Raw genomic sequence first — 20,238 nt, 5'->3', positions numbered from 1 at the left:
ACGGCACCGATAGTTGCCGGATCAATGCCCTTCGCCGGTGATGCGGGCGATCTCCCGCGCCACCATGCTTTCCACCATGTTCGGCAGATTGGCATCCAGCCACTCGCGCAGCATGGGACGCAGCATCTCGCGCACCAGTCCCTCCAGCGTTCCGTCGCTCCCGGCCTCCGGCTTGACCATCAAACGGGTCAGCGCCTCCAGCGAACCACGGCTCGCCTCGGCGACACGGGGGGATACGATCGGATCGGCAGCCGGTTCGGGCTGGGGTGCAGGTGCGGGCGCCGGGGCAGGCGCGGCGGCACGCGGCGCGGGCTTGCTGAGCAGCGGCGAAGCGGCAGGGGGCGCGGCGGGCACAGGCGGCGGAACCGGCATGGGGTCGCTCAACTCCAGCACCTCGCCTGCATCGTCCTCATCCTCGTCATCGGCATCGTCCAGTGAGGGATGCAGCATCGGCGGCGGCATGGTGCGCGCAGGGCGGCGCGGGCGGCCCGGTGCATCCCCTTCTTCCGCGATGATCCGCTTAATGGAAGACAGGATCTCCTCCATCGACGGTTCCGCGCTGATATCCCCCATGACAGCAATCACCCCGGTTGACGTCCTATTGTCTGTTCGGCGATTCCGCACCTGTGGTTAAAGCCGGGCTTCTGTCAACCGGTCGATCGACCGTGCTGTCCAGAGGACGGGTGACGACCGCGGTCTGCGCCGGCGTGTTGGCCGTGGAGACGGCGACCGGCATGGGCTCGCCGTCTCCGCCCCAGTCGTTGATCCGGTTGCGGACGCGGCGGTAATTGACCACCGGATCGTACAGCACGCCACCGTCGAGCCCCAGGTCGCGAGCCTCGGCATTGCCCATCGCCGCCAAGAGCGCGAAGCCCGCGACATAGGCGTCGCGCCGGGCGGTGACGAGCTGCACCTGGCTGTTGAGCAGTTCCTGCTCGGCGTTCAGGATTTCGATCACGGTGCGGGTGCCGACGCTGTTCTCGGCACGAACACCCTCCAGCGACAGCGTGTTCGCACTGACCGCGGCCTCGGACGAGGCGATCACCTGGCGCGAGGCCTGCCATTGGGCATAGGCGGACCGCGCCTGCGCGATCACCTGCCGCTCGGTCGCGGTGACATTCTCGATGGCCTGGGCGCGCAGCGCCTCCGCCTGGCGGACCTGCGCGGCCGGGAGCCCGCCCTGGAACAGCGGCACGTTCAACTGCAGGCCGGCGTTCACATTCTTGCCCGATCCCGGAATGCCGGCGCGAACCGCCTGATCGGTCAGCGAATCAAGATAGTTGAAGTAGGACCCGCTGGTCACCGCATTCAGCCGCGGCAGGCGGTTGGCGCGCGCCACGCCGATATCGAACCGCGTCGCATCGGCATTGCGACGCGCGGCCAGCAGTTGCGGATTGCTTTCCAGCGCGACCGACACGGCCGTGGACGGTGCATCGGGCAAGTTTGGCAGCGACGGCGGCTGTTCCAGCCGGTCGGGCGGCGAGCCGACGACGTTGATATAATCCTCTCGGCTGGCGATCAGCTGTGCCTCCGCCGATTGCAGCTGCGCGCGCGCCTGAGCCAGTCGCGCCTCCGACTGGGCGACGTCGGTGCGGGTCAGGTCACCCACCTCGAACCGGTCGCGACTCGCGCGCAGGTTCGTCTCCAGCACCCGGACATTCTGCGTGTTCAGCCCGACCACCGCCTCGTCGCGAATCACGTTCATGTACGCGCTGACGACGGAGGTGAAGATCTGCGCCTCGGTGCTGCGCAGGGTCGCGCGACCGGCATCGACGCGGGTTTCCGCCGCGCGCAGCCCGTTCTTGACCGCGCCACCCTGATAGATCGGCACGGAAAGCTGGACGTTGGCCACGCCCTGTCGGGTCGGATTGACGAAATTGTTGTTCGCCTGGACCACGAACTCGGTCAACTGCCCCGTCGCGTTCACCGTCGGCAGCGCCCCCGCCCGCGCGATCGGGACGTTCTCGTCCGTGGCACGCTGTTGTGCCCGCTGCCCCGTGATCGTGGGATTGCCCTGATAGGCCTTCAGCAGTGCCTCCCGCAGCGTGTCGGCCGACGCCGGCACGCACGGAACGATGGCTGCGCCGATCAGCAGCAGGCGGACGGGGCGGAGGCGCATGGTTTCGCCTAGAACCGGAAGGAGCGCGGACGCTCGAAACCGGGCAGCACGGTGCAGTCCACATCGGCAAAGGGCTGCAACCCGAAACCGCCCTCGGTGCGTCGGCCGGTGGCCAGGCGGCTGACGCCGTTTTCGATCAGCCCGGTCGCGATCCGCCCACCGACGCGCACCTGCTCGATCAGTGCGGCCGGCACCTCTTCGACGGCGCCGTCGATCAGCAGCACGTCATAGGGCGCGTCCGCGGCATGACCCTCGGGCAGCGGCCCCTCGACCACGCGGACATTGCCATATCCGGCAAGAGCCGCGCGGGCATCCTGTGCCAGCGCCGGATGGCTTTCGACCGCCACCACTTCGGCGACGATGCCGGACAGCAGGGCCGCGGTATAGCCGCCAGCCGCACCGATCAGCAGCACGCGGTCGCCGCGCTCCAGATAGGCCTCGGTCAGCAATCGGCCGGTGGCCATCGGCAGGTTGATGCTGCGGCCATGGCCGATGTTGATCAGGCTGTCGCGATAGGCGAGCGAGCGCGCGTCGGCGGGCAGGAACGCCTCACGCGGGACCTGCGTCATCGCGGCGACGACACGGGTGTCGTTCACCGCATTGGTGCGCAACTGGCTGGCCACCATCGCGTGGCGCATCGCCTCGTAAGTCGTGGAGCCAGCGGCGTTTCCGGCCGCGCTGGTGATCCCGGATTCCGTCATCGTGGTCGTCATGGCCATCCCTGTCGCACAACTGTTGTAGCTGCGCAATACACTAGTTCAACTGATGCGGCTTGTATCGCGCCCGCATGACGAGGCCAAGCGGACCGTGACGATGCCATGGCATCCCCGACATGTAGAAATCGTCGGCTGCGGCTTGACCCGTTTCAAAAAACCTACCAAAGGCCCGCCTCCGGCCCGATGGCGGAGTGGTGACGCAGAGGACTGCAAATCCTTGCACCCGGGTTCGATTCCCGGTCGGGCCTCCACTCTTCTTACCAAACCCGCAGAAATCAGCTGGTTTGGAAGAGAAAGATGGCTAACCCTACATGCTGGTTAGCCATCAGATCGTCTGAGGCGCGCTGAATGACGGCGCGGCATGGCCCACGTTTTCTGCGCGAAAATGCATTGTTTGCCCGCAGATTGCGATGTGTGAGCTGGATCAGCGACCATGGGTTCCCATCTTGATCGCGGTTGAGATATGCAGGTTGGATGATCCGGAAAGCGCACGCGGTCGAGTTGATCAAGGAACTCAACGTCACCGATGAAACCGAGGACCTTGAAGCCAAGGAAGTTGGGAGCTCGTTGGTCGGCAAATCAGTTTATGAGACGATCTGCGCTTTAAGCAACGAACCTGGGCTGGAAGGTGGAACCATCCTTCTTGGGGTAGAGAGGGAAGTTGCACTCTTCACCTTATATCGACCCGCGGGGGTGACTGACCCCGATAAGTTATCTGGCGACATTTCGTCAGCATGCGCGACGATGTTCAATCAGTCCGTGAGGGTGGATATAAAAACCGAGAAGGTCGGCAATGCAACAATCTTGCGTATTGACGTACCCGAACTTCCCCACAATCAGAAGCCGCTATACTTCAAAGCCACTGGCCTGCCGCGTGGGGCGTTTCGACGCATCGGCGCAGCCGACGTCAAATGCAGCGATGAAGATCTACAGGCGTTCTTTCAAGGCAAAGTATCAGATCCAATAGACGGTCGCGTCCTGCTCGATGCAACTATAGACGATCTTGATACAGCATCTATCGTTGCATATCGAAAAGCGAGATCAGACGCCAACCCGATTGCCGAAGAACTAAATTGGTCCGATGAAGAAATGCTCCATTCACTTGGAGCTTTGAAGCGCGTAAACGGCCAATACCAAATCACAGTAGCGGGCCTTCTGACGTTCGGTAAAGCCAGCGCGTTGCGCCGATTGGCTCCAGCGCAACGTGTGGATTACATACGCGTGCCAGGACGGCATTGGGTTTCTGATCCCGACGCACGATTCGATTCGCTAGACATGCGAGGCTCCTTAGTGACCCTGATAGGGAGGGTTATCGCTGCAATTGTGGACGATCTTCCCAAAACGTTAGTTTTTGACGAAGGCGTCACGGGGCAGCGCAAGGAAACCCCGGTATTACCACTTCGCGTGCTTCGCGAGGCCGTGGTTAATTCTCTTATGCATCGAGCGTATGATGTCAGTCAACCGGTACAGGTAATACGCTATGCAAATAGGATCGTGATCCGCAATCCAGGCTATTCTCTGAAGTCACAGGAGCGCTTTGACGAACCTGGATCGGCTATAAGAAATCCAACGATTGCTGAAATTTTACATGAAACCCGTTTCGCCGAAACGAAAGGTAGCGGCATACGGGTCATGCAGCAAAAAATGAAGCAACGCGGACTAGCTGCTCCGACGTTCGAGTCCGACCGAGACGGACATGAATTTCGGGCAACATTCTTGTTTCACCACTTTCTTGATGAGAAGGACTGGCAATGGCTGAGCCGGTTCACAAAATTCAACCTGACGCAAGACCAAATGAAGGCATTGATCTTCGTTCGCGAAGTTCAGGCAATCGATAACGCAACTTATCGCAGCTTAACGCAATTGGATACGTTGTCTGCCAGCAAGAGCCTCCGTGCGTTAGTGCAAAGTAAGCTTCTGAAAGACAAGGGCAGCGGAGCAAAAACCTTTTACGTAGCAGGCCATGAGATGGCACTACGGGAGATCCCGTACGACGAACCAACCATCCATGCTAACGCTCCTAGCATGGATGGTAGCGCCGCTAAGATGGATGCTAACGCCGCTACGCCCCCTCCCCGACGCTCAAGAGAAAGCAGCTTAGCGCTGGTCGGCGGTCGGCATGTCGAGCTTGCAGATTTGCCTACACAGCTGCGGTACGCGGTGCGTTCGCTCGCATTGAAAAAAAGAGTGCCCCCGGAAGAACTGACTTCAATGATTGCAAGGCTCTGCGACTGGAAAGCGTTATCGGCAACCGAGATTGCTGGGTATCTTGGTAAAAAACATAACTACATCTCGCAGCGGTTTATAGCGCCGATGGTTTCCCAAGGTCTCATCCGATACAAATATCCTGAAATGCCCCAGCATCCTGAGCAAAAGTATCTATCGCCCCGGCTAAGTGACATGCAAGGCAGCAGCCGTCGATAGCAGCATCGCAGAATACCATCTGCGCTAGTATATAACATTACCGTATCGCTGTTGTAACAACAAACACATGCTCAGAGAATGCCATGAAAGTACGTTGGGTCATTCTGCTATTCATTGTTGCACTATTCTTGTGGGGATTGTGGGCTGACTACAGCGTTACCATTTCACAGTTTTTTTTAGAAAGGAAGTCTGTTGCCGTCCAAGAGGCCGGCTCTTGGGGCGATACATTTGGGGCGTTCACGGCGCTAATCTCGACGCTTGGTACAGTCATAGTCATTGTGACACTTAACGTGCAGCGCCGAGCCATCAGAGATCAGGCTTTAGACCTACACCGGCAAAGGTTTGAAAGTCATTTTTTTGAGCTTTTGAAACTTGCACGAGAGCTTAAGGCAGAGCTCAGCTATGAGTACTCCGATGCATTTTTTAGACAACGCCGAGCGCAAGATTTTACAACCGGGATAGTCGCGCCATCGTCGTCAGCAAAGCTTGTAAAGGTTGTGAAGGGCGGGGATGCGTTTCAAGCAACGATTGACGACTATCGATTTCATATTACGCAAAGCGAAAAATACTTTCGCTCGTTCAAGTCTTTGGGCGAATCTTATTTGAAACACATCCACCCTCGCGCTGAGCCAACTTTTTCACCATACTTCAGATTGATATACACTATTCTCGATCGATTAAGATCGGATAAGGTTCTCACTGCTAGTGAAAAGCACCAATACGCTCGTCTCCTTAGAAGTCAGCTAACGAGTACCGAACTGACTATGATCGCGGTAAACGCAACGGCGACGTCGTTATCAAAAGATATGCACAAGCTGTTGGTTGATTTTCGTATGCTAAAGTACCTTCCACAAACCAGCTTGTATAAGAGACTTCGACACGCCTATGGTGAAGAAGCATTTCAACCGCGGGATTAATACAACATATATATGGTAATTACGGACGCAGTCTCACCATAACCATGAGCTAAATTCTAGGCGCCATCATCATTCATGAACCGCTTGTTTGCTTAGACTGCGCAGCAGCGCGTTTCGAATATACCTACGAAAGCGAGGTGCTTATCTGATCGACCAGCAGCCGCGAGCACAGATTTCTATCATCCGATGCATTCCCGACGCACCACTGCCATGCGCGCCATCAACGGGCCGCAGCCGCTCAAGTTCGAAGCACACCATCCCGGCTTCATTCCCTGACGGTCACATCGATAGAATCGCGCGCCCGCTCCCATCGCGCCAATGACGCGATCGCATCATCAGCCATGCGTCGCTGATCCGCCTGCGCGGTGTAGTGCGCGACCTCGTTGTCCTTGCTGTGGCCGGACACCGCCTTCATCGACTGGTTAGCCGTGCCGAGCTCCGCCATCCGGCGCATCGTCGCCTTCCGAAGGCCGTGGGCGGTGCAGCGATGAAGCCCCGCTTCGTCGCAGCGTTCCCTGAACCAATTACCGAAACCGCCATCCGTGAACGGCCGCCCGCATTCGTTGATCAGGAAGCATAGGTGGCTCCCGCGTGCCGGCATGGCGACGATCGCCTCCAGCAGCTGCGGTGCGACGGGTAGCCAAAGCCCCTTCCCGCCCTTCTTCTGTACGACGTGGATCCGACCGTCCTTGATATGCTGGCGACCCATGCGAATCGCGTCGCTACGGCGCTGACCGGTCCATAGCATCAGTTCCATGGCGAGGCGGGCATTCGTGCCCAGCCTGTGATGGGCGCGGTACTGCGCGATCTCGTCCTCGGTCCACGTGTGGAAGCCTGTCGATCGCTGATCCACTGGCACCTTTACGCGCTCCGCCTGGGCGGCCGGGTTCGTCGCGATCATCCGCTTCTTCACGGCGAAGTCGAACAGCCGGACCAGCTCCTTCCGCAGCTTGCGTGCCGCCTCCGGTCCTCCGCTAGGCCGCTTGCCCCGCGGCGTATCGACCATCGTGCGCACCAGCTTCTTGGCGATGATGCCTTCGACGTGCTCGAAACCGATCCGGTTCACGGGCTTGCTGCCATGCTCGTCGCGGAAGGCGCCGACGATTCGCCGCACCTTGTCCTGGGTCACCGTCGACGGGCCGAGTCGGGTCGGCACGGCGAAATATTGAGCGACCAGGTCGGCGATCGTCCCGGGCGCGGCGCGCTCTATCGCGATCGTCGACGGTGCGGTCGCTGCGTCGAGGAAGGCCCGGTATTCAATCCGAAACTCCTCGGTGCCGAACGCGGCCTTGAAGTAGCCGGTGGGCTGCCCTGCCCTGCGGAATCGCAGGCGCTCCTTGCCGTGGCGATCAGCGAAACTGGAGACGTACTTCGGAAGAAATCTGCGCTTAGCCAAGGACGGTGTCCCACGGGTTAGGTTCGGACGCGGGCGCGACCGATTCGCTGAGAATGACGATACGCCCGTTCGGATCGATCTCGACCCGGCCGACGCGCATCCCGGCCGCCTTCGCGCCCTTCACTGCGCGCGTGACGTCCTGCTGCTTGAACTTTGCGGCGAGGGTCACGCCCATCTCCTCCGTTCCCATTGCTCGTATTCGTGTGCGAGCCATACGTGCGGTCCGGCGCTGCCGCAGACATCGCGGTGCTGCCACGCCAGAGCCTCGGCGAGCTCCGCCTGCGCCGCGAGGTCGGCATCGTCCGGGTCGCGGCGAGCACGGTGCCACGCGCCGCCAGCGACCCGCATCGCATTGTCGCGCATCTCCTCCCACGTCGCTCCGAAAGCGTCGCGGTAGTCGGCCGGCTGCGGCAGATCGCGAGGTTCCAGCGCCATCCGCCACAACGCAACGATCGCACGCATAATGCGCAGGCCGCGCTCGGCATCATCGGGCGTCAGCTTGTTGGCCTCGATCGCGGCAGGATAGCCCTTCTCGCGCTGGTCGAGCAGCTGCGCCGCCATACGGCTGATCCCCGCCCAGTCGCCACACCGACGCGGCAACGGCCGATCACCGGCGAAGCTGATGGGCGGGCGGTTCACCGGGCGCGACCCCGGCCGATGGATTGAGCAGCGCCAGATAGGCGCCGCTTGGCGACCCGGCCGATGCGGTGGGTGGCATGGGACACGACGGCTTCGGCCGCACGCTGCGCGGCCCAGCCCGCGATCTGCATGGCAGCGTCCTGTGGCCGCATCAGACACGCCCCGCCGTCACCAGCGCCAGCAAGCCACCAACCACAGCTCCAATCAGGAACCAGCGGAGCCTGCTCGCAGAGACGCTGCCGATAGCTGGCCTTGCGCTATGCACGGTGCGCGTGTCGATCTTCATGCCGACCCACCCATCGCCAGCGACAGGACGGGACGAAGCCGCCCGGTCGGCGCCGGGTTGCACGCAGGCGTCCATTCCTCGGCGCTGACATCGAGCATCCAGCCGCGCTGATAGCCATGCTCGCGCGCCCAAGCGGTGAACTGGTAGTTGAGGCGCTTCACCAGCGCGGCGACGGCGTCCGTGTCCCAGTGGTTCGGGCCGCCCTCTCCGTCTTCGCCCAACAGCTCGGCGTTCACGTCCTCGAACACGTCAGCGATGCAGCCGTCCGGCTCGAACATGCTCGGCTCGAAGATGTCGAGCGCGTTGGTCTGCGGCACGGCTTCGGCCGTCCAGAAGCCGACGCCCGGGAACCGTTGGCCTGCGGCGATCGCGGCGGCCTCGCGCGTGACATGTGGGCCGTACCAGATCTCGGCGTCTTCGAAGCACGGCGTGGTGCTGTAGTAGAAGGCGGGCATCAGCGGACCCTCCCCACACCGACTTCGATCATCAGGCCGAACCACTGGAGACAGAAGGTCCAGCCGCGGACCTCGTCGCGCTCGGGGATCTTCGTGTCCTGGCCGAACGCGATCCGCATGTTGCGGATGAAACCCGGCTTGAGCTCGACGCCCCCGTCCGGATTGTAGGTCAGCGCGTCACCGCTCCAGCGGCCACCCTCGGCGCGGGGTTTCAGGTGACGGATCATCAGTGCGCCTCCGTCAGCAAGACAGCCGGGGCACGCCAGAGGCGCCGGCGGTGACTATCGCTCCAGCGGGTCTCCATGTGCTGCCAGCGCACGGTCGAGCGGCCGAAGCCTTCGACGTTGAGGATCGCGAAGGGGATGAACACGGTCCGCCACTGGCGGCGGGCGAAATACCGGACGCGGCGCCGGTCGACCTTGGGCAGCGCGCGGATCATCAGAACCGCCCCGCGACGTGCGCGGTCAGCATGCCGATGCCGACATACAGGGCGATGCTCAGGGGGGTCCCGATCATCATGCCGCGGGCGAGGCCGCGATCGACGGGCGGCCTGATGCCACGTGCGCGCATGCGCTGAACGGTCGACGCGATGTCGAGCGACGCCGGGCGGGGATAGGCGATGGTGGGCTCGGGTGCGTCGTGCCCGAGCGAGTTCATGAAGGCATGCAGCGAGGCGCTGGTGCCCTCGCCGTCATGGTGGTGTGGCTGGATGCGCATAGCGGTCTCCTGACCGCCGGGCGTCAAAGTGCCGGCGGTAGGCCGCTATTTGTACGAGCTGTTCGCACGCGTCAAACGATTATTTCGTACAGACCCTTCGCATACGTCGCACATCTGTAGGCGAGGCATGTATATCCCATTTGAATTGGCGCTTCGCCGCGTAAGCATCTGGCATTGTCACCGATACGTGGTCTGCCTTGAGCATCGCCCTCACGAGCCTCCTGTCAGCGTCTTTCTCGCGTGGCATCCAGCTGCCCTTATCAAACCAAGCCATCTCAACATGCTGCTTGGGCCAGCCACCAAACCTGAAGTCGGCGAACACCCCCCGGAGAGGAGGTGGCCGATCAGGCGCATGCACGAGGGAGAGATGTAGCGATGGAACGCCGTCTTCATTGCATGAAGCTGAGATCTCCGGACGCCGTCCGTCGATTAGCGTGGTTTCAGTCGAGACGAGACGAAGACCGCCCATGAAGTCATCGTTCGTCTCGACGTAAGTTCTACCAGCAGATGGCGTGGCGCTCGGCTTTTCTGCTGGAGGGCGATCGCACGCCGTGACAGCAAGCGCGAACAAGATGATCCGTTTCATCGCTTGAAAAAGTGCTGTTGGTGGGCGCGGACTACAATGCCGATTACCCGTACATGGTCGTCATGATGGGCGTCATTGTCAGGGTTGCCTATCTCAATGTCGGCCTGAAACTCAGGCTTCGTTGATTCGCAGCGCAGTAACCATCGGTCATCCTCCCGAACCAGGCGCTTGCATGTCATCTCCGTTAGATCATGCGCGGTGCGCTCGACGATGACCAAGTCACCCGGCCGCGGTGATAGGCCGCTTGCGCGGACGTCGATGCATTCCAACTCAGAACCAGGCGGGATGATTTTATCCATCGACTGGCCATCTACGCGGACGGCGAAGCGAACGGCGCCCTTGATTGGCGATGGCGGCACCACGATCGTATATCGCTCCTCGGCACGCCAGTGGCTCTGTTCCCGCCATATTCCAGCTGCCACCGATCCAATTACCTCCAGCCTGTCCTCATGAATGTCGCGGCCTTCAGGCGCAGGCGTGCGCGGCACGACGCCGGCCAACTCCATTACCTCTGCGCGTTCGATGCCGTGCAAGACGAGAATGTCGGCCACTCGGCGGGCGAACGGAACGGGTAGAAATTCGCGCTTCGACTTCTTCGTGTCCTCGTATGCCGCATAGGTGCTCAAGGCGAGGCCAAGAGCCTCGGCCATGGCCCTGATCGTGAGTTTGGGCTCAGCGCGCTCCCGCAGCGCCTTCAGTTTTGGAGCAACCGGTTCCATGTGGTGAGGCATGCGCGATTTATTCGCACGCTGTCTGTACGAAATGTTCGTTGTATTTTGTGCGACAGAGTCGTACACGGCGTTCCATGAGCGAGCGACGTACCCTCTTCGACGCCTTCGGTGGCACCCGCAAAATGGCGGACACCTTGGGAGAAGCGCCGTCTACGGTCCAGAGTTGGAAAAGCGCTGGTCGCATCCCTGCTGGTCGGCAACCGGCTGTCTTCGACAAAGCGGCCGAGCTCGACCTCGGCGTCACGGCTGAGGACATCATCTGGCCGATGGGCCGCGAGGTGGCTGTCGCACGCTCCGAGGACTGTGAGGTAGTCGCATGATGGCCGTGCTCTGTCATAGCCATGACATTGCCGGAGCCGGGTGCGGTTCGTCATCGGGAACGTCGTCCAACCTTTCCCAGCAGGCGGCGGCATGACCATGATCGCTTCTACCGCGGTCAAGGGCCGCATCCTGAAGGTGCGCTTCGGCGAGCTGGTCGCGAAGGTAGGCGGGATCGAAGCCGCCGCCTCGCTGACCCGCGTCGGCAAGAGCGCAATCGCACGCTACGCCTCTCTTAATCCTGCCGAGGCGGAGTGCTTCGCCCCCGTCGACATCGTCCGCGACCTGGAGGCGGTAGCGGGCGAGGCGATCGTCACCGCCGCGTTGTGCACCATGGCGGACGGCACCTTCGTCGCCCTGCCCGATGCCCCTGCCACCCGTGAGGATCTGCTCACGCTGCTGGCGAAGCAGGCGAAGGAGCAGAGCGATACGACCGCCGCAATCTGCGCCGGTCTTGCGGACGGCAAGCTCGATGCGGCCGACGCCGAGAAGATCCTCGCCGAGCTCGACCAACTCATTCGCGTGTCCGCGCACATGCGCGCGGAGCTGCTGACCATCATGAAAGGGGATCAGTGATGCAGAAGCTGCACCTGCCGGCGAAGGCGCCCAGCGAGGGCGCCCGTCGCCTCGCACAATGGATCATGGCACTGCCCGGCGGCCTGAGCGAAGCCGCAACGGCGCTGGATATCTCCGACAGCTATGTCCAGCGCATGGTCGAGGGTGACATGGTCCCCGGTCTGAAGACGGGGAGTGACCTGCACCGGCTGATCGGCATGACCGCTCGCCAGTTCCGCGTGCCTGCGCGCGGCGGCTGGTTCGACCGCGTGTCCCTCGCGGTGGCCGCTTGACGATGTTTTCCGAGATCGTGCGCGGGCTTCCCCCGGCCGCGTGCGACGGCGCGGTGGGGTCTGCCCCCCACTCCACCGCGCCCATCCCATCCGAGGAATTGGTGCTGATGGTGGCCTCCCCGGAGCGCATCCGCGCCTGGCTGAGCATGGCCGTCGCGGGCGACCAGTTCCTCTATGCGACCTGGGCACGAGCGCCGGGCAATCACCCGGGCGCGGTTCTGATGCGGACGCTGGCCGGCAAGGGCCTGGTGCACCTGAAGCAGAAGCGCGTCGGGACGTCGCTCGTGCATCGCTACACCGCCGAGCGGTCGAGCAAGCCGATCGAGACGCCCGCACCGCGCACGGTGCTGTCGGCGCGATTGGCGGTGATCGCCGAAGGCGAGACCGATCTCGTCAATGCGCTGATGCAGCAGCTGCTGCGCGCCGCGCGCTTCCGCCTGCCCTGCCCCACCGACGCGCAGATGGCGCGGCGTGCGGGCGTGGTGCCCGAGGTCGTACCGGTAGCGATTGCGGCGATGGTCGAGGCGGGGATGATCCGGGTGCATGCGGCGCCCGCCCCCACGCTGCGGCGTGTGACGATCGTGGATTCTGGAGACGTGACGGGGATGGCGGCATGACGGTGGAAGTTGAGCGCGACGCGCTGCTGGGCGCGGTTCGGGCGGTGGTCGACGTGGTGGAGGCCCGGACGACGATCCCGGTCCTGTCAAACTTCCTGATCGAAGTGGGCGGCGGCAAGCTGACCCTGACGGGCACCGACCTCGACCTGCAGGTCAGCGCGACGATCGAAGCGGCGGGGACGCTGACGACGACGATCGATGCGCGCAAGTTCCAGGCGGCGGTGGACAGCCTGCGCGCCGGGCGCGTGACGATCGCGCCGATGGAGGGCCGCGCGGCCGTGACGATGAAGGCGGGGCGCGGTCAACGCATCCTGCCGACGATTTCGGCGGCAGACTTCCCCAAGCGGGGCGCGATGGAGAGCGGATCGACCTTCCGCCTGCCGGCCGCACAGATGATGCGCATGCTCGACTGCACGAGCGTGGCGATGTCGAGCGAGGAAACACGCTATTACCTTTGCGGCATCTATCTGCACGTCGCGAATGACCGCCTCTGCGCTGCCGCGACGGACGGGCACCGGCTGGTACGTGTGCAGGCCGATCAGCCCGAAGGGGCCGATCGGCTGACGGACGGCGCAATCGTGCCCCGCAAGGCCGTGGGTCATCTGCGCAAGCTACTCGCGAAGCGCGAAGGGTGGATCGACATCGAGCACACCGGCGCCGCGATGGCGGTATCTATCGGCGGCATCCGCGTGCTGATGAAACTCGTCGACGGCACCTTCCCAGACTACGGCCGGATCATTCCGGATCATGTCGGCCGCGGCTTCACAGGGCGTTCGGGCGCGATCAGCGAGACGGTGGGCGCCGTGACGGCCGTCACCTCGCCAGAGGGCGAGAAGATGAAGGTGCGAGCGGTGACGCTCGAAACCGTCCAGGCACCGGGTGAATGTCAGGCGCGCGCCAAGGATCAGGTCGGCACGTCCGCCGAGGAGGTCCTGGATGTCGAGCCGATCGGCGGGCCGATCACCTTCGGCGTCAACCGCGACTATCTGAAATCGCTCGTCACGCTCTTCGATGAGAGCGGCGCGCTGACCATCGACATCCGCGACCCGGCATCCCCGATCAAGATCAGCGGCGAGAAAGATCCCGATCTCCTCGCGGTCGTGATGCCCATGCGAATCTAGAAAGGAGCAGACGATGTTTGACGACGAACACCAGGTGAAGGATCTGGCTGCCGCCATCCAGCGGGGCGATCGGGACGAGGCCTTCATGGCGCTGGATGTGATCATCCGCGACACGGAGCGGCCCGACGTGGTCCGTCACTGGATCGACTGTGCCAAGGCGACCGCGCGATGACCTCGCAGCAGCAGGAGCGCGAGCGCGGCCGTGCCTACGCACGCGCATGGCGCGAGCGCATGAAGCCGGCGTTCGACGCCATGTACGGCCGTGACGCGTGCTCCTGCTGCGGCCGTCCGTACAAGCAAGGTGCGGCATGAAGCAGAAGCTGGAGCATCAGGTCGCCGCAGCCGTGGGCGCGCTCCTCGTCGGGCTGGAAGCGATCACGCTGGACGAGGTGCAGCAGCGCCTGCCGGCGCACCTGAAGGCGGCGAACCCCACGCTGAAGTCCATCACGAAGGCGATCGTCAGCGCTGGATGGATCGGCAGGCAGGCAGGTGGCGGTACGGTCCTCTACGTGCCCGAGGGCGCGGAGCCGATTGCGCCGGCCGATCACAACGGCAGCGACGAGGGATCGGTGGCAGCGGACGAGATCCGGCTGCTGCTGGAGCGTGCCGAGCGGCTGGAGGAAGAGAAGAAGGGCATCGCCGACGACATCAAGGACACCTGGGCGGAAGCGAAGGCGCGTGGGTACGACGCATCAGCGCTCAAGGGGATCATGAAGCTGCGCGGCCAGAAGAAGGACGACGTGGTCGCCAAGCAGGCGATCATGGACACCTATCTGCGCGCGTTGGGGATGATGGCATGAGCGAGCTGGTCAAGATCGAGGCGGGCCGCGTCGTGGCCGACAGCCGTGAGGTCGCGCTGACGTTCGACAAGCATCATAAGGATGTGCTTCGGGCGATCGACAGGCTCGTAAAGGCGGAGCCGGAACTCCGGCGCAATTTTGCGCCGATGTTGTTCGAAGCTCCCGGAGGAAATGGCGCTATAAGGCGCTTCCGCCGATGCGACATAGACCGCGACGGCTTCGCGCTGCTGGCCATGGGCTTCACCGGTCCGAAGGCGCTCCAGTGGAAGATGCGCTACATCGAGGCGTTCAACCGCATGGAGGCGGCGTTGCTGGCTCCGGTGATCGCGGAGGCGCCCGCCGAGTCGCTGATCGCGATGCCGGCGTTCGGCTTCACCGACGAGCAGGTGCGCACCATCGAGACGGTCCACAAGCTGGCCGACGCGGTCGGCAAGATGAGCCGTGTCGCCGGCCGGGCGATGGCGATGGACATGTGGACGAAACTGGGCGGATCGATGTTCGCCGACAGCGTCCCCGCCCTGCCCGCGCCGCGCGTGGCGGACGCCGGTGTCGCGTCGTGGCTCAGCGAGCGCGTCGAGAGCGCGGCGGACGGCGAGATGCCCACCCGGTGGCTGCATGAGGACTATCAGGGCTGGTGCGCGACCAACGGCGCGCGCTGCCTCGTGCTGTCCGAGTTCGGCCGTCACCTGAACCGCCTGGGCGTGCCCCAGAAGATGAGCAACGGATCGCAGCGCGTGGGCGTGCGCCTGCGACCCATCGGAGAAGTCGCATGAGCAGCGTGAACAAGGTAATCATCGTCGGCAATCTCGGGCGCGACCCGGAGAGCCGCAGTTTCCAGAACGGCGGCAAAATCGTGAACCTGCGGATCGCCACCTCCGAGCGCTGGAAGGATCGCGGCACGGGCGAGCAGAAGGAGCGCACCGAGTGGCACTCCGTCGTCATCATGAACGAGGGCCTGTGCAGCATCGCGGAGAAGTATCTCCGCAAGGGCAGCAAGGTCTATGTCGAGGGCAAGCTCCAGACCCGCAAGTGGCAGGACCAGGCGGGGACCGACCGGTACTCGACCGAGGTCGTGCTGGGGCCGTTCAATTCGGTCCTGACCCTGCTCGACAAGGCGCAGGGCGATCCCGGCCGTCACGACTATTCCGGGCACTCCGATGGCCCCGGCATGGATCGCGGCGGCAGCGGGTCGGGCTTCGGTGGTGGCGGCTTCGCGGGTGACGATCTGGACGACGAAGTTCCGTTCTGACGGGCGCGCGCTGACGCGCCCCCGCTGGCAGGCCGGGTTTTCGCCTGCCGCATCTCTTAGTATCCGGGGGCGTAATCGTGGCCTTGACCGAAACCTCGCCGTCTCTGCTTGAGGCGGCGCTTACCTACGCGCGCCGTGGCTGGCCCGTCTTCCCATGCGACACCAGTACGAAGCGGCCGCTGCTGCCGCGCGACAAGGATGCCGACGGCAACCCGATCAAGGGATCGGGCGGCGTCACCAAGGCGATCACCGACGAGGAGCAGATCCGCGCCTGGTGGCGGAAGTGGCCGCGCGCAATGATCGGCGTTGCGGTCGGCCGAGCCGGGCTGATCGTGATCGACTTCGATCCGGGCACGTATGACGTCGTCGACAAGCAGACGAAGGAAGTCGTCGGGCAGGAGACCTGGACGCTCGACCAGCTGAAGGACGCGCTCGCCGAGCGGATGGACGGCGAACTGCTGCCTGACACCCTGACGTCGCTGACGCGGTCGGATGGCGAGCATCACTGGTTCCTGATGCCGGACGGCGAGCCGATCGGGAACAGCGGCAGCCTGCCCAAGCACATCGATGTGCGCGGCCTTGGCGGCTACGTGATCGCGCCGCCCAGCCATTTCGACGGCAACGATGTGGACGCAGCGGGCGACTATCGCTGGCTGCTGGGTCACGACCGGACGGAAATCGCGGCATGTCCGCCCGCGCTGGTCGAGATCATGCGCACGCCACCAAGGCACGAGCAGGTGGCAGATGCGCCGCCCCGCACCCCGCGGGAGTTGGCGTTCGCCGTCGACGTGGACGCCTCGACGCGGCGCTATGCCATGCAGGCACTGGACAACGAATTGCAGGAGCTCGCCGCGACGCCGAAGGGCGGCGGACGCCATGGCGGGCGCAACATGGGCGCGTACTGGGCGGCCTTCAATCTCGGCCAGTTCGTTGGTGCCGGCGCCCTCAGTGAGGCGCTGGTGCGGCAGTCGCTGCTGGATGTCGTCAGGGGGTTCGATCCCCATGCCTACCAGCAGCACGCGGATGCCGTGGAGAACGGCCTGACGAACGGCATCGCCAAGCCTCGCGATCTCAGCGCCGTAGGCGCGCAAAAGGCGCGCGGGCGCGATAGCGGCCGCTCTACATCCTCATCCCCCATTCTCCCGACGCCGCCTCCAGAGGCTTACGCCGACGACTTCGATCGCATGGGCGGCCCCGCACCCCGCGAAGAAGGTGAAAGCGATGTCTCCTTCCATTCAGGAACCTCCCCTTCTCCGGCCCTTCCGGGGGGCGTGGGGGAGAGGATTTCGCCTGCGGCGAATGCCGAAGTCGATCGGCGGTGCGCCTTCTACTCGCTCACCGATCTGGGCAATGCGGAGCGATTCAGGACGCGCCACGGGTGGCGTTTCCGCTTCTGCAATGAATTGGGTTGGTTCGTGTGGGACGGCAAGCGGTGGGAGCTGCTGTCGGAGGAGAAGGACAAGGTGCCGGGCAAGGTCAGCCTTGCCGTCTACGACACCGTGCGAGCCATCCGGAACGAAGCCGATTTCGTCGAGGCCAGCGGCTTGCGCGAGGAGGTGCCGGCTGACGCGACCGACGAGGAACGCGCGGCAGCGCTGGACCATATCGTCGGCTGGCGGGGCAGCGGCGACAACAAGGTGCCGATCTACTTCTCGGAGACGCTGCGCGCCCATGCGAAGTCCAGCGAAGGCGCGAGCCGGATGGGCTGCATCGCCAATCTGGTGAAGGCGTTCGACGACGTCGCTATCAAGGCCGACGCCATGGATGCCGATCGCATGGCGATCAACGTCCAGAACGGCACGCTGCGCCTCACTTGTCAGGGCGAGCGCTGGATGATGCGGAACGGCAAGCTGGAGCTCGTCGGCCAGAGCAATGAGTGGGGCCTGTCCCTGACGCCGCACAATCCGAACGACCACATCAGCAAGATCGCGAACGTCCACTTCGATCCGGAAGCCGAACGGGTCGAGTTCAACGGCTTCCTCGATACCGTCCAGCCCGACGCCGCCACCCGGCGCTTTCTCGCCCAGTGGCACGGCCTCAGCCTGACCGGCGACATCAGCGAGCAGAAGCTGGCGTTCTACCACGGCAAGGGCCGCAATGGTAAATCCACCATGGTCGACGCGTGCAGCGACGTGGCCGGCGACTATGGCGGGTCCGTGGGCATCGAGACGTTTCTCGATCAGGGGCGCGGCCGGAAAGGCGGCGAGGCCACTCCGGACCTCGCGCGCCTGCCGGGCATACGCTTCCTCCGGACCTCCGAGCCCGAGAAGGGCGCCAAACTGGCGGAGGCGCTGATCAAGCTGATCACGGGCGGCGAGCTGATCGACGCGCGCCATCTCAACAAGGGGTTCTTCAGCTTCCTGCCGTCGTTCAAGGTGACGATCTCGGGCAACCACAAACCCAAGATCACCGGCCATGACGATGGCATCTGGCGGCGCGTGATGCTCGTCCCATGGGACGTGCAGATCGCCAAGGAGAACGTCGACCGGACGCTGCCCGACAAGCTGCGCAAGGAGAAGTCGGGCATCCTCAACTGGATGATCGAGGGCCTGCTGGACTGGCGCGAGAATGGGCTCGTGGAGCCGGAGAGCGTGCTGGCCGCGACGGCGAAGTATCGCGAGCAGAGCGATCAGCTGGGACGCTTCCTTGACGAGTGCACGAAACCGGTGTCTGGTGCGCGCTCCAAGTCGTCAATGCTGTTCGCACTCTTCACCGCCTGGACCAAGGCGACGGGCGCGGCGGAGTGGCAGCCACAAGGCTTTTCCAAGGCCATGGAGGATCGCGGGTTCGAGAAGAAGACCTCGAACGGCGTCCAGTGGCTGGACATCGAGATGACCAAGGACGTGGGCGACTTCGCCGAGGCAACCGGGGACGATCCCGGCCCCCGCTATGGCGACTACGGCCCGTCCTATGGTGATGATGTCCCGCTCTGACCGGCGAATGGAAGGATACGTCCTTCCACGCGGAAGCACGATTGGAAGCACTAAAATGGCGGATTTCTGCGGCATTGGAATAGGTGGAAGGACTTTGCTTGGTCCTGCCTCATGCGCATGTGCGCGCGCCCGCGCATGCGCGCACCCGATACCACCCTGATTTCTCCTTCCACTCCTTCCAAACTGATCATTCCTGATCATCACCGAACATCAAACCCACGCAAATCCGCCATTCTTGGCGTACGAAGGACCCCGAAAAATGGAAGGACATACCCTCGACCACCTCTCTCCATTGGAAGGACACCTCCTTCCAACCGGCGAACTGACGTTCGACATGGTGCAGGACCGTCTGGTGGAGGCGATGGTGACGTGCTGGCGCCAATCGGATCGCGAGCGCGCATGGCTGCACGTCCGGTCGGCGTGGCCCGAGATCGCGCGCGAGACGTCGGCCGGCGACTATGACGCGCGGGGCGGCGACGCCAGCAGTTCGCAGGTGTCGCTGCGTCCTGCCTCCCTGACGCGGGTGGACATCGCGGAGATGGAGCAGGCGTTCGCCTGGGTGAGGGATCTGCCGGAGGATGACCGCAAGGTGCTGGCGCTGGCGATCACGCAGCTGGCGAGCGGAAAGCGGGAGATCGGCTGGCGTCAGATCATGACGAAGATGGGCGTGGCGCACGGCGCCGACGGGATCAGGATGCGATATCGCCGCGCTATCGCCGCCATCTGCGATGCACAGAATGGCGGAAATGCACGGGGTTCGCGTGTCAATGCGGATAATCAGCAAGCCTGATAATTTTCTCTGTTCTCCTATCGGGCGAAAACAGCCTATTTCTTATCACGCTGGGACGGGCCTTCGGGCGGCGCTCTGCATCTCTCCTGACCTTCATGAAGGGCGGCGCGGCTTCGGTCTCGCCGCCCTTCGTGCTTTCGAGGACCGCGCGTGGCCAAGCTGACCAGCCTGACCCCGCGCCTCCAGCCGCTGCGGTCGAAGCTGTCGAGCGTGCCGGTCACCCGGCAGGACCGCGACCGGGCACGCGACCAGCAGCCATGGCGTCGCTGGTACAAGACGACGCGCTGGCAGAAACTGCGCATGGACGTGCTGCTGCGTGACCTGTTCACCTGCCAGTGGCCCGGCTGCGGTCGGATCGAGGCGGACACGTCGCAACTGGTGGCGGATCACAAGACGCCGCACCGTGGTGACGCGGACCTGTTCTGGGATGACCGGAACCTCTGGTGCCTGTGCAAGCGGTGCCACGACAGCGCGAAGGCGCGCGAGGAGAACCGGCGCGGCGAGTGACCGGGGGGGGTGTAAAGTCCGGAAGGCCGATCGGTCCCAGACCACAGGCCCTCTCATTTGGAGATTTTT

27 protein-coding genes and 1 tRNA gene are annotated in these 20,238 nt (G+C 63.6%); 16 read left to right on the top strand and 12 right to left on the bottom strand.

Annotation, left to right across the window (positions count from 1 at the left end; translation table 11 throughout):
- Positions 1 to 21: 21 nt before the first annotated feature.
- From NPJ82_RS06050 to NPJ82_RS06040, 3 genes are read right to left on the bottom strand one after another with little or no spacing between them, the layout of a single operon-like run.
- A complete protein-coding gene (locus NPJ82_RS06050; protein WP_149681785.1) occupies positions 22 to 573 on the bottom strand; it encodes a DUF2497 domain-containing protein in 552 nt (183 codons plus the stop codon).
- 25 nt (positions 574 to 598) lie between these two features.
- Positions 599 to 2,119: a TolC family outer membrane protein gene (locus tag NPJ82_RS06045; RefSeq protein WP_342658684.1), complete on the bottom strand. Its 1,521-nt coding sequence runs from the start codon at positions 2,117 to 2,119 to the stop codon at positions 599 to 601.
- Positions 2,120 to 2,127: 8 nt separating this feature from the next.
- Positions 2,128 to 2,820, bottom strand: a complete 693-nt coding sequence (locus NPJ82_RS06040) for a protein-L-isoaspartate O-methyltransferase (protein WP_112382692.1) — start codon at positions 2,818 to 2,820, stop codon at positions 2,128 to 2,130.
- 192 nt (positions 2,821 to 3,012) lie between these two features.
- Between NPJ82_RS06040 and NPJ82_RS06035 the strand changes: the two genes are divergently transcribed.
- The 3 genes from NPJ82_RS06035 to NPJ82_RS06025 all read left to right on the top strand — a co-directional run bounded on the left by NPJ82_RS06035 (position 3,013) and on the right by NPJ82_RS06025 (position 6,176).
- A tRNA-Cys gene (locus tag NPJ82_RS06035) sits at positions 3,013 to 3,086 on the top strand.
- Positions 3,087 to 3,309: 223 nt separating this feature from the next.
- Positions 3,310 to 5,259 carry an ATP-binding protein gene (locus NPJ82_RS06030; protein ID WP_342658683.1) on the top strand — a complete coding sequence of 650 codons (1,950 nt, stop codon included), beginning with the start codon at positions 3,310 to 3,312 and terminating at the stop codon, positions 5,257 to 5,259.
- Positions 5,260 to 5,342: 83 nt separating this feature from the next.
- A complete protein-coding gene (locus NPJ82_RS06025) occupies positions 5,343 to 6,176 on the top strand; it encodes a putative phage abortive infection protein (RefSeq protein ID WP_342658682.1) in 834 nt (277 codons plus the stop codon).
- 265 nt (positions 6,177 to 6,441) lie between these two features.
- Here NPJ82_RS06025 and NPJ82_RS06020 read toward each other — a convergent pair whose 3' ends face one another.
- From NPJ82_RS06020 to NPJ82_RS05980, 9 genes are all read right to left on the bottom strand, one after another.
- Positions 6,442 to 7,572, bottom strand: a complete 1,131-nt coding sequence (locus NPJ82_RS06020) for a tyrosine-type recombinase/integrase (RefSeq protein WP_342658681.1) — start codon at positions 7,570 to 7,572, stop codon at positions 6,442 to 6,444.
- The gene (locus tag NPJ82_RS06015) at positions 7,565 to 7,741 is read right to left on the bottom strand and encodes a hypothetical protein (protein ID WP_342658680.1); all 177 of its coding nucleotides are present in this window, start codon (positions 7,739 to 7,741) and stop codon (positions 7,565 to 7,567) included. The genes NPJ82_RS06020 and NPJ82_RS06015 overlap by 8 nt, the downstream gene beginning before the upstream one ends.
- Positions 7,738 to 8,133: a hypothetical protein gene (locus NPJ82_RS06010; RefSeq protein WP_342658679.1), complete on the bottom strand. Its 396-nt coding sequence runs from the start codon at positions 8,131 to 8,133 to the stop codon at positions 7,738 to 7,740. Before NPJ82_RS06010 ends, NPJ82_RS06015 begins: the two co-directional genes overlap by 4 nt.
- Before the next feature lie 229 nt (positions 8,134 to 8,362).
- Complete coding sequence (locus NPJ82_RS06005; protein ID WP_342658678.1) at positions 8,363 to 8,497, bottom strand: hypothetical protein; 135 nt, start codon at positions 8,495 to 8,497, stop codon at positions 8,363 to 8,365.
- Positions 8,494 to 8,952 (bottom strand): hypothetical protein, encoded by a 459-nt coding sequence (locus NPJ82_RS06000; protein WP_342658677.1) that lies wholly within the window; start codon positions 8,950 to 8,952, stop codon positions 8,494 to 8,496. Before NPJ82_RS06000 ends, NPJ82_RS06005 begins: the two co-directional genes overlap by 4 nt.
- Positions 8,952 to 9,179 (bottom strand): hypothetical protein, encoded by a 228-nt coding sequence (locus tag NPJ82_RS05995; RefSeq protein ID WP_342658676.1) that lies wholly within the window; start codon positions 9,177 to 9,179, stop codon positions 8,952 to 8,954. The genes NPJ82_RS06000 and NPJ82_RS05995 overlap by 1 nt, the downstream gene beginning before the upstream one ends.
- Complete coding sequence (locus tag NPJ82_RS05990) at positions 9,179 to 9,391, bottom strand: hypothetical protein (protein WP_342658675.1); 213 nt, start codon at positions 9,389 to 9,391, stop codon at positions 9,179 to 9,181. The genes NPJ82_RS05995 and NPJ82_RS05990 overlap by 1 nt, the downstream gene beginning before the upstream one ends.
- Positions 9,391 to 9,669 carry a hypothetical protein gene (locus tag NPJ82_RS05985; RefSeq protein WP_342658674.1) on the bottom strand — a complete coding sequence of 93 codons (279 nt, stop codon included), beginning with the start codon at positions 9,667 to 9,669 and terminating at the stop codon, positions 9,391 to 9,393. Before NPJ82_RS05985 ends, NPJ82_RS05990 begins: the two co-directional genes overlap by 1 nt.
- Before the next feature lie 582 nt (positions 9,670 to 10,251).
- Positions 10,252 to 10,974, bottom strand: a complete 723-nt coding sequence (locus NPJ82_RS05980) for a S24 family peptidase (RefSeq protein ID WP_342658673.1) — start codon at positions 10,972 to 10,974, stop codon at positions 10,252 to 10,254.
- Positions 10,975 to 11,060: 86 nt separating this feature from the next.
- Here NPJ82_RS05980 and NPJ82_RS05975 point away from each other — a divergent pair, with 86 nt between their 5' ends.
- The 13 genes from NPJ82_RS05975 to NPJ82_RS05915 all read left to right on the top strand — a co-directional run bounded on the left by NPJ82_RS05975 (position 11,061) and on the right by NPJ82_RS05915 (position 20,169).
- Entirely contained in the window at positions 11,061 to 11,306 is a 246-nt protein-coding gene (locus NPJ82_RS05975) for a hypothetical protein (protein ID WP_342658672.1), read from the top strand.
- A 91-nt stretch (positions 11,307 to 11,397) separates the two neighbouring features.
- Positions 11,398 to 11,880: a hypothetical protein gene (locus tag NPJ82_RS05970; RefSeq protein ID WP_342658671.1), complete on the top strand. Its 483-nt coding sequence runs from the start codon at positions 11,398 to 11,400 to the stop codon at positions 11,878 to 11,880.
- Positions 11,880 to 12,152, top strand: a complete 273-nt coding sequence (locus NPJ82_RS05965; RefSeq protein ID WP_342658670.1) for a hypothetical protein — start codon at positions 11,880 to 11,882, stop codon at positions 12,150 to 12,152. Before NPJ82_RS05970 ends, NPJ82_RS05965 begins: the two co-directional genes overlap by 1 nt.
- Positions 12,149 to 12,769 (top strand): hypothetical protein, encoded by a 621-nt coding sequence (locus tag NPJ82_RS05960; protein ID WP_342658669.1) that lies wholly within the window; start codon positions 12,149 to 12,151, stop codon positions 12,767 to 12,769. Before NPJ82_RS05965 ends, NPJ82_RS05960 begins: the two co-directional genes overlap by 4 nt.
- Complete coding sequence (dnaN, locus tag NPJ82_RS05955) at positions 12,766 to 13,890, top strand: DNA polymerase III subunit beta (protein ID WP_342658668.1); 1,125 nt, start codon at positions 12,766 to 12,768, stop codon at positions 13,888 to 13,890. The genes NPJ82_RS05960 and dnaN overlap by 4 nt, the downstream gene beginning before the upstream one ends.
- A 13-nt stretch (positions 13,891 to 13,903) precedes the next feature.
- On the top strand, positions 13,904 to 14,062 hold the full coding sequence (locus NPJ82_RS05950) for a hypothetical protein (RefSeq protein ID WP_342658667.1): 159 nt from the start codon (positions 13,904 to 13,906) through the stop codon (positions 14,060 to 14,062).
- Entirely contained in the window at positions 14,059 to 14,202 is a 144-nt protein-coding gene (locus tag NPJ82_RS05945; RefSeq protein WP_342658666.1) for a hypothetical protein, read from the top strand. Before NPJ82_RS05950 ends, NPJ82_RS05945 begins: the two co-directional genes overlap by 4 nt.
- 218 nt (positions 14,203 to 14,420) lie before the next feature.
- Positions 14,421 to 14,690, top strand: coding sequence for a GapR family DNA-binding domain-containing protein (locus tag NPJ82_RS05940; RefSeq protein WP_342658970.1), 270 nt, complete (start codon positions 14,421 to 14,423; stop codon positions 14,688 to 14,690).
- Positions 14,687 to 15,463, top strand: coding sequence for a Rha family transcriptional regulator (locus tag NPJ82_RS05935; protein WP_342658665.1), 777 nt, complete (start codon positions 14,687 to 14,689; stop codon positions 15,461 to 15,463). The genes NPJ82_RS05940 and NPJ82_RS05935 overlap by 4 nt, the downstream gene beginning before the upstream one ends.
- Positions 15,460 to 15,939 carry a single-stranded DNA-binding protein gene (gene ssb / locus NPJ82_RS05930; RefSeq protein ID WP_342658664.1) on the top strand — a complete coding sequence of 160 codons (480 nt, stop codon included), beginning with the start codon at positions 15,460 to 15,462 and terminating at the stop codon, positions 15,937 to 15,939. Before NPJ82_RS05935 ends, ssb begins: the two co-directional genes overlap by 4 nt.
- A 77-nt stretch (positions 15,940 to 16,016) precedes the next feature.
- Entirely contained in the window at positions 16,017 to 18,872 is a 2,856-nt protein-coding gene (locus tag NPJ82_RS05925) for a phage/plasmid primase, P4 family (protein WP_342658663.1), read from the top strand.
- 259 nt (positions 18,873 to 19,131) lie between these two features.
- Positions 19,132 to 19,662, top strand: coding sequence for a hypothetical protein (locus NPJ82_RS05920; RefSeq protein ID WP_342658662.1), 531 nt, complete (start codon positions 19,132 to 19,134; stop codon positions 19,660 to 19,662).
- Positions 19,663 to 19,812: 150 nt separating this feature from the next.
- On the top strand, positions 19,813 to 20,169 hold the full coding sequence (locus NPJ82_RS05915) for an HNH endonuclease (RefSeq protein ID WP_342658661.1): 357 nt from the start codon (positions 19,813 to 19,815) through the stop codon (positions 20,167 to 20,169).
- Positions 20,170 to 20,238 lie beyond the last annotated feature (69 nt).

Source organism: Sphingomonas sp. NY01, assembly GCF_038809135.1.
Lineage (GTDB): Bacteria > Pseudomonadota > Alphaproteobacteria > Sphingomonadales > Sphingomonadaceae > Sphingomonas > Sphingomonas carotinifaciens.
This window is presented reverse-complemented; position numbering and strand designations above follow the sequence as displayed.

What these genes read in the sequence shown, in the direction of transcription:
- NPJ82_RS06050 (WP_149681785.1), bottom strand. Translation starts at nt 573, where the DNA reads ATGGGGGATATCAGCGCGGAACCGTCGATGGAGGAGATCCTGTCTTCC.
- NPJ82_RS06045 (WP_342658684.1), bottom strand. Translation starts at nt 2,119, where the DNA reads ATGCGCCTCCGCCCCGTCCGCCTGCTGCTGATCGGCGCAGCCATCGTT.
- NPJ82_RS06040 (WP_112382692.1), bottom strand. Translation starts at nt 2,820, where the DNA reads ATGACGGAATCCGGGATCACCAGCGCGGCCGGAAACGCCGCTGGCTCC.
- NPJ82_RS06030 (WP_342658683.1), top strand. Translation starts at nt 3,310, where the DNA reads ATGATCCGGAAAGCGCACGCGGTCGAGTTGATCAAGGAACTCAACGTC.
- NPJ82_RS06025 (WP_342658682.1), top strand. Translation starts at nt 5,343, where the DNA reads ATGAAAGTACGTTGGGTCATTCTGCTATTCATTGTTGCACTATTCTTG.
- NPJ82_RS06010 (WP_342658679.1), bottom strand. Translation starts at nt 8,133, where the DNA reads ATGGCGGCGCAGCTGCTCGACCAGCGCGAGAAGGGCTATCCTGCCGCG.
- NPJ82_RS06005 (WP_342658678.1), bottom strand. Translation starts at nt 8,497, where the DNA reads ATGAAGATCGACACGCGCACCGTGCATAGCGCAAGGCCAGCTATCGGC.
- NPJ82_RS06000 (WP_342658677.1), bottom strand. Translation starts at nt 8,952, where the DNA reads ATGCCCGCCTTCTACTACAGCACCACGCCGTGCTTCGAAGACGCCGAG.
- NPJ82_RS05995 (WP_342658676.1), bottom strand. Translation starts at nt 9,179, where the DNA reads ATGATCCGTCACCTGAAACCCCGCGCCGAGGGTGGCCGCTGGAGCGGT.
- NPJ82_RS05990 (WP_342658675.1), bottom strand. Translation starts at nt 9,391, where the DNA reads ATGATCCGCGCGCTGCCCAAGGTCGACCGGCGCCGCGTCCGGTATTTC.
- NPJ82_RS05985 (WP_342658674.1), bottom strand. Translation starts at nt 9,669, where the DNA reads ATGCGCATCCAGCCACACCACCATGACGGCGAGGGCACCAGCGCCTCG.
- NPJ82_RS05980 (WP_342658673.1), bottom strand. Translation starts at nt 10,974, where the DNA reads ATGGAACCGGTTGCTCCAAAACTGAAGGCGCTGCGGGAGCGCGCTGAG.
- NPJ82_RS05975 (WP_342658672.1), top strand. Translation starts at nt 11,061, where the DNA reads ATGAGCGAGCGACGTACCCTCTTCGACGCCTTCGGTGGCACCCGCAAA.
- NPJ82_RS05970 (WP_342658671.1), top strand. Translation starts at nt 11,398, where the DNA reads ATGACCATGATCGCTTCTACCGCGGTCAAGGGCCGCATCCTGAAGGTG.
- NPJ82_RS05965 (WP_342658670.1), top strand. Translation starts at nt 11,880, where the DNA reads ATGCAGAAGCTGCACCTGCCGGCGAAGGCGCCCAGCGAGGGCGCCCGT.
- dnaN (WP_342658668.1), top strand. Translation starts at nt 12,766, where the DNA reads ATGACGGTGGAAGTTGAGCGCGACGCGCTGCTGGGCGCGGTTCGGGCG.
- NPJ82_RS05950 (WP_342658667.1), top strand. Translation starts at nt 13,904, where the DNA reads ATGTTTGACGACGAACACCAGGTGAAGGATCTGGCTGCCGCCATCCAG.
- NPJ82_RS05945 (WP_342658666.1), top strand. Translation starts at nt 14,059, where the DNA reads ATGACCTCGCAGCAGCAGGAGCGCGAGCGCGGCCGTGCCTACGCACGC.
- NPJ82_RS05935 (WP_342658665.1), top strand. Translation starts at nt 14,687, where the DNA reads ATGAGCGAGCTGGTCAAGATCGAGGCGGGCCGCGTCGTGGCCGACAGC.
- ssb (WP_342658664.1), top strand. Translation starts at nt 15,460, where the DNA reads ATGAGCAGCGTGAACAAGGTAATCATCGTCGGCAATCTCGGGCGCGAC.
- NPJ82_RS05920 (WP_342658662.1), top strand. Translation starts at nt 19,132, where the DNA reads ATGGAAGGACATACCCTCGACCACCTCTCTCCATTGGAAGGACACCTC.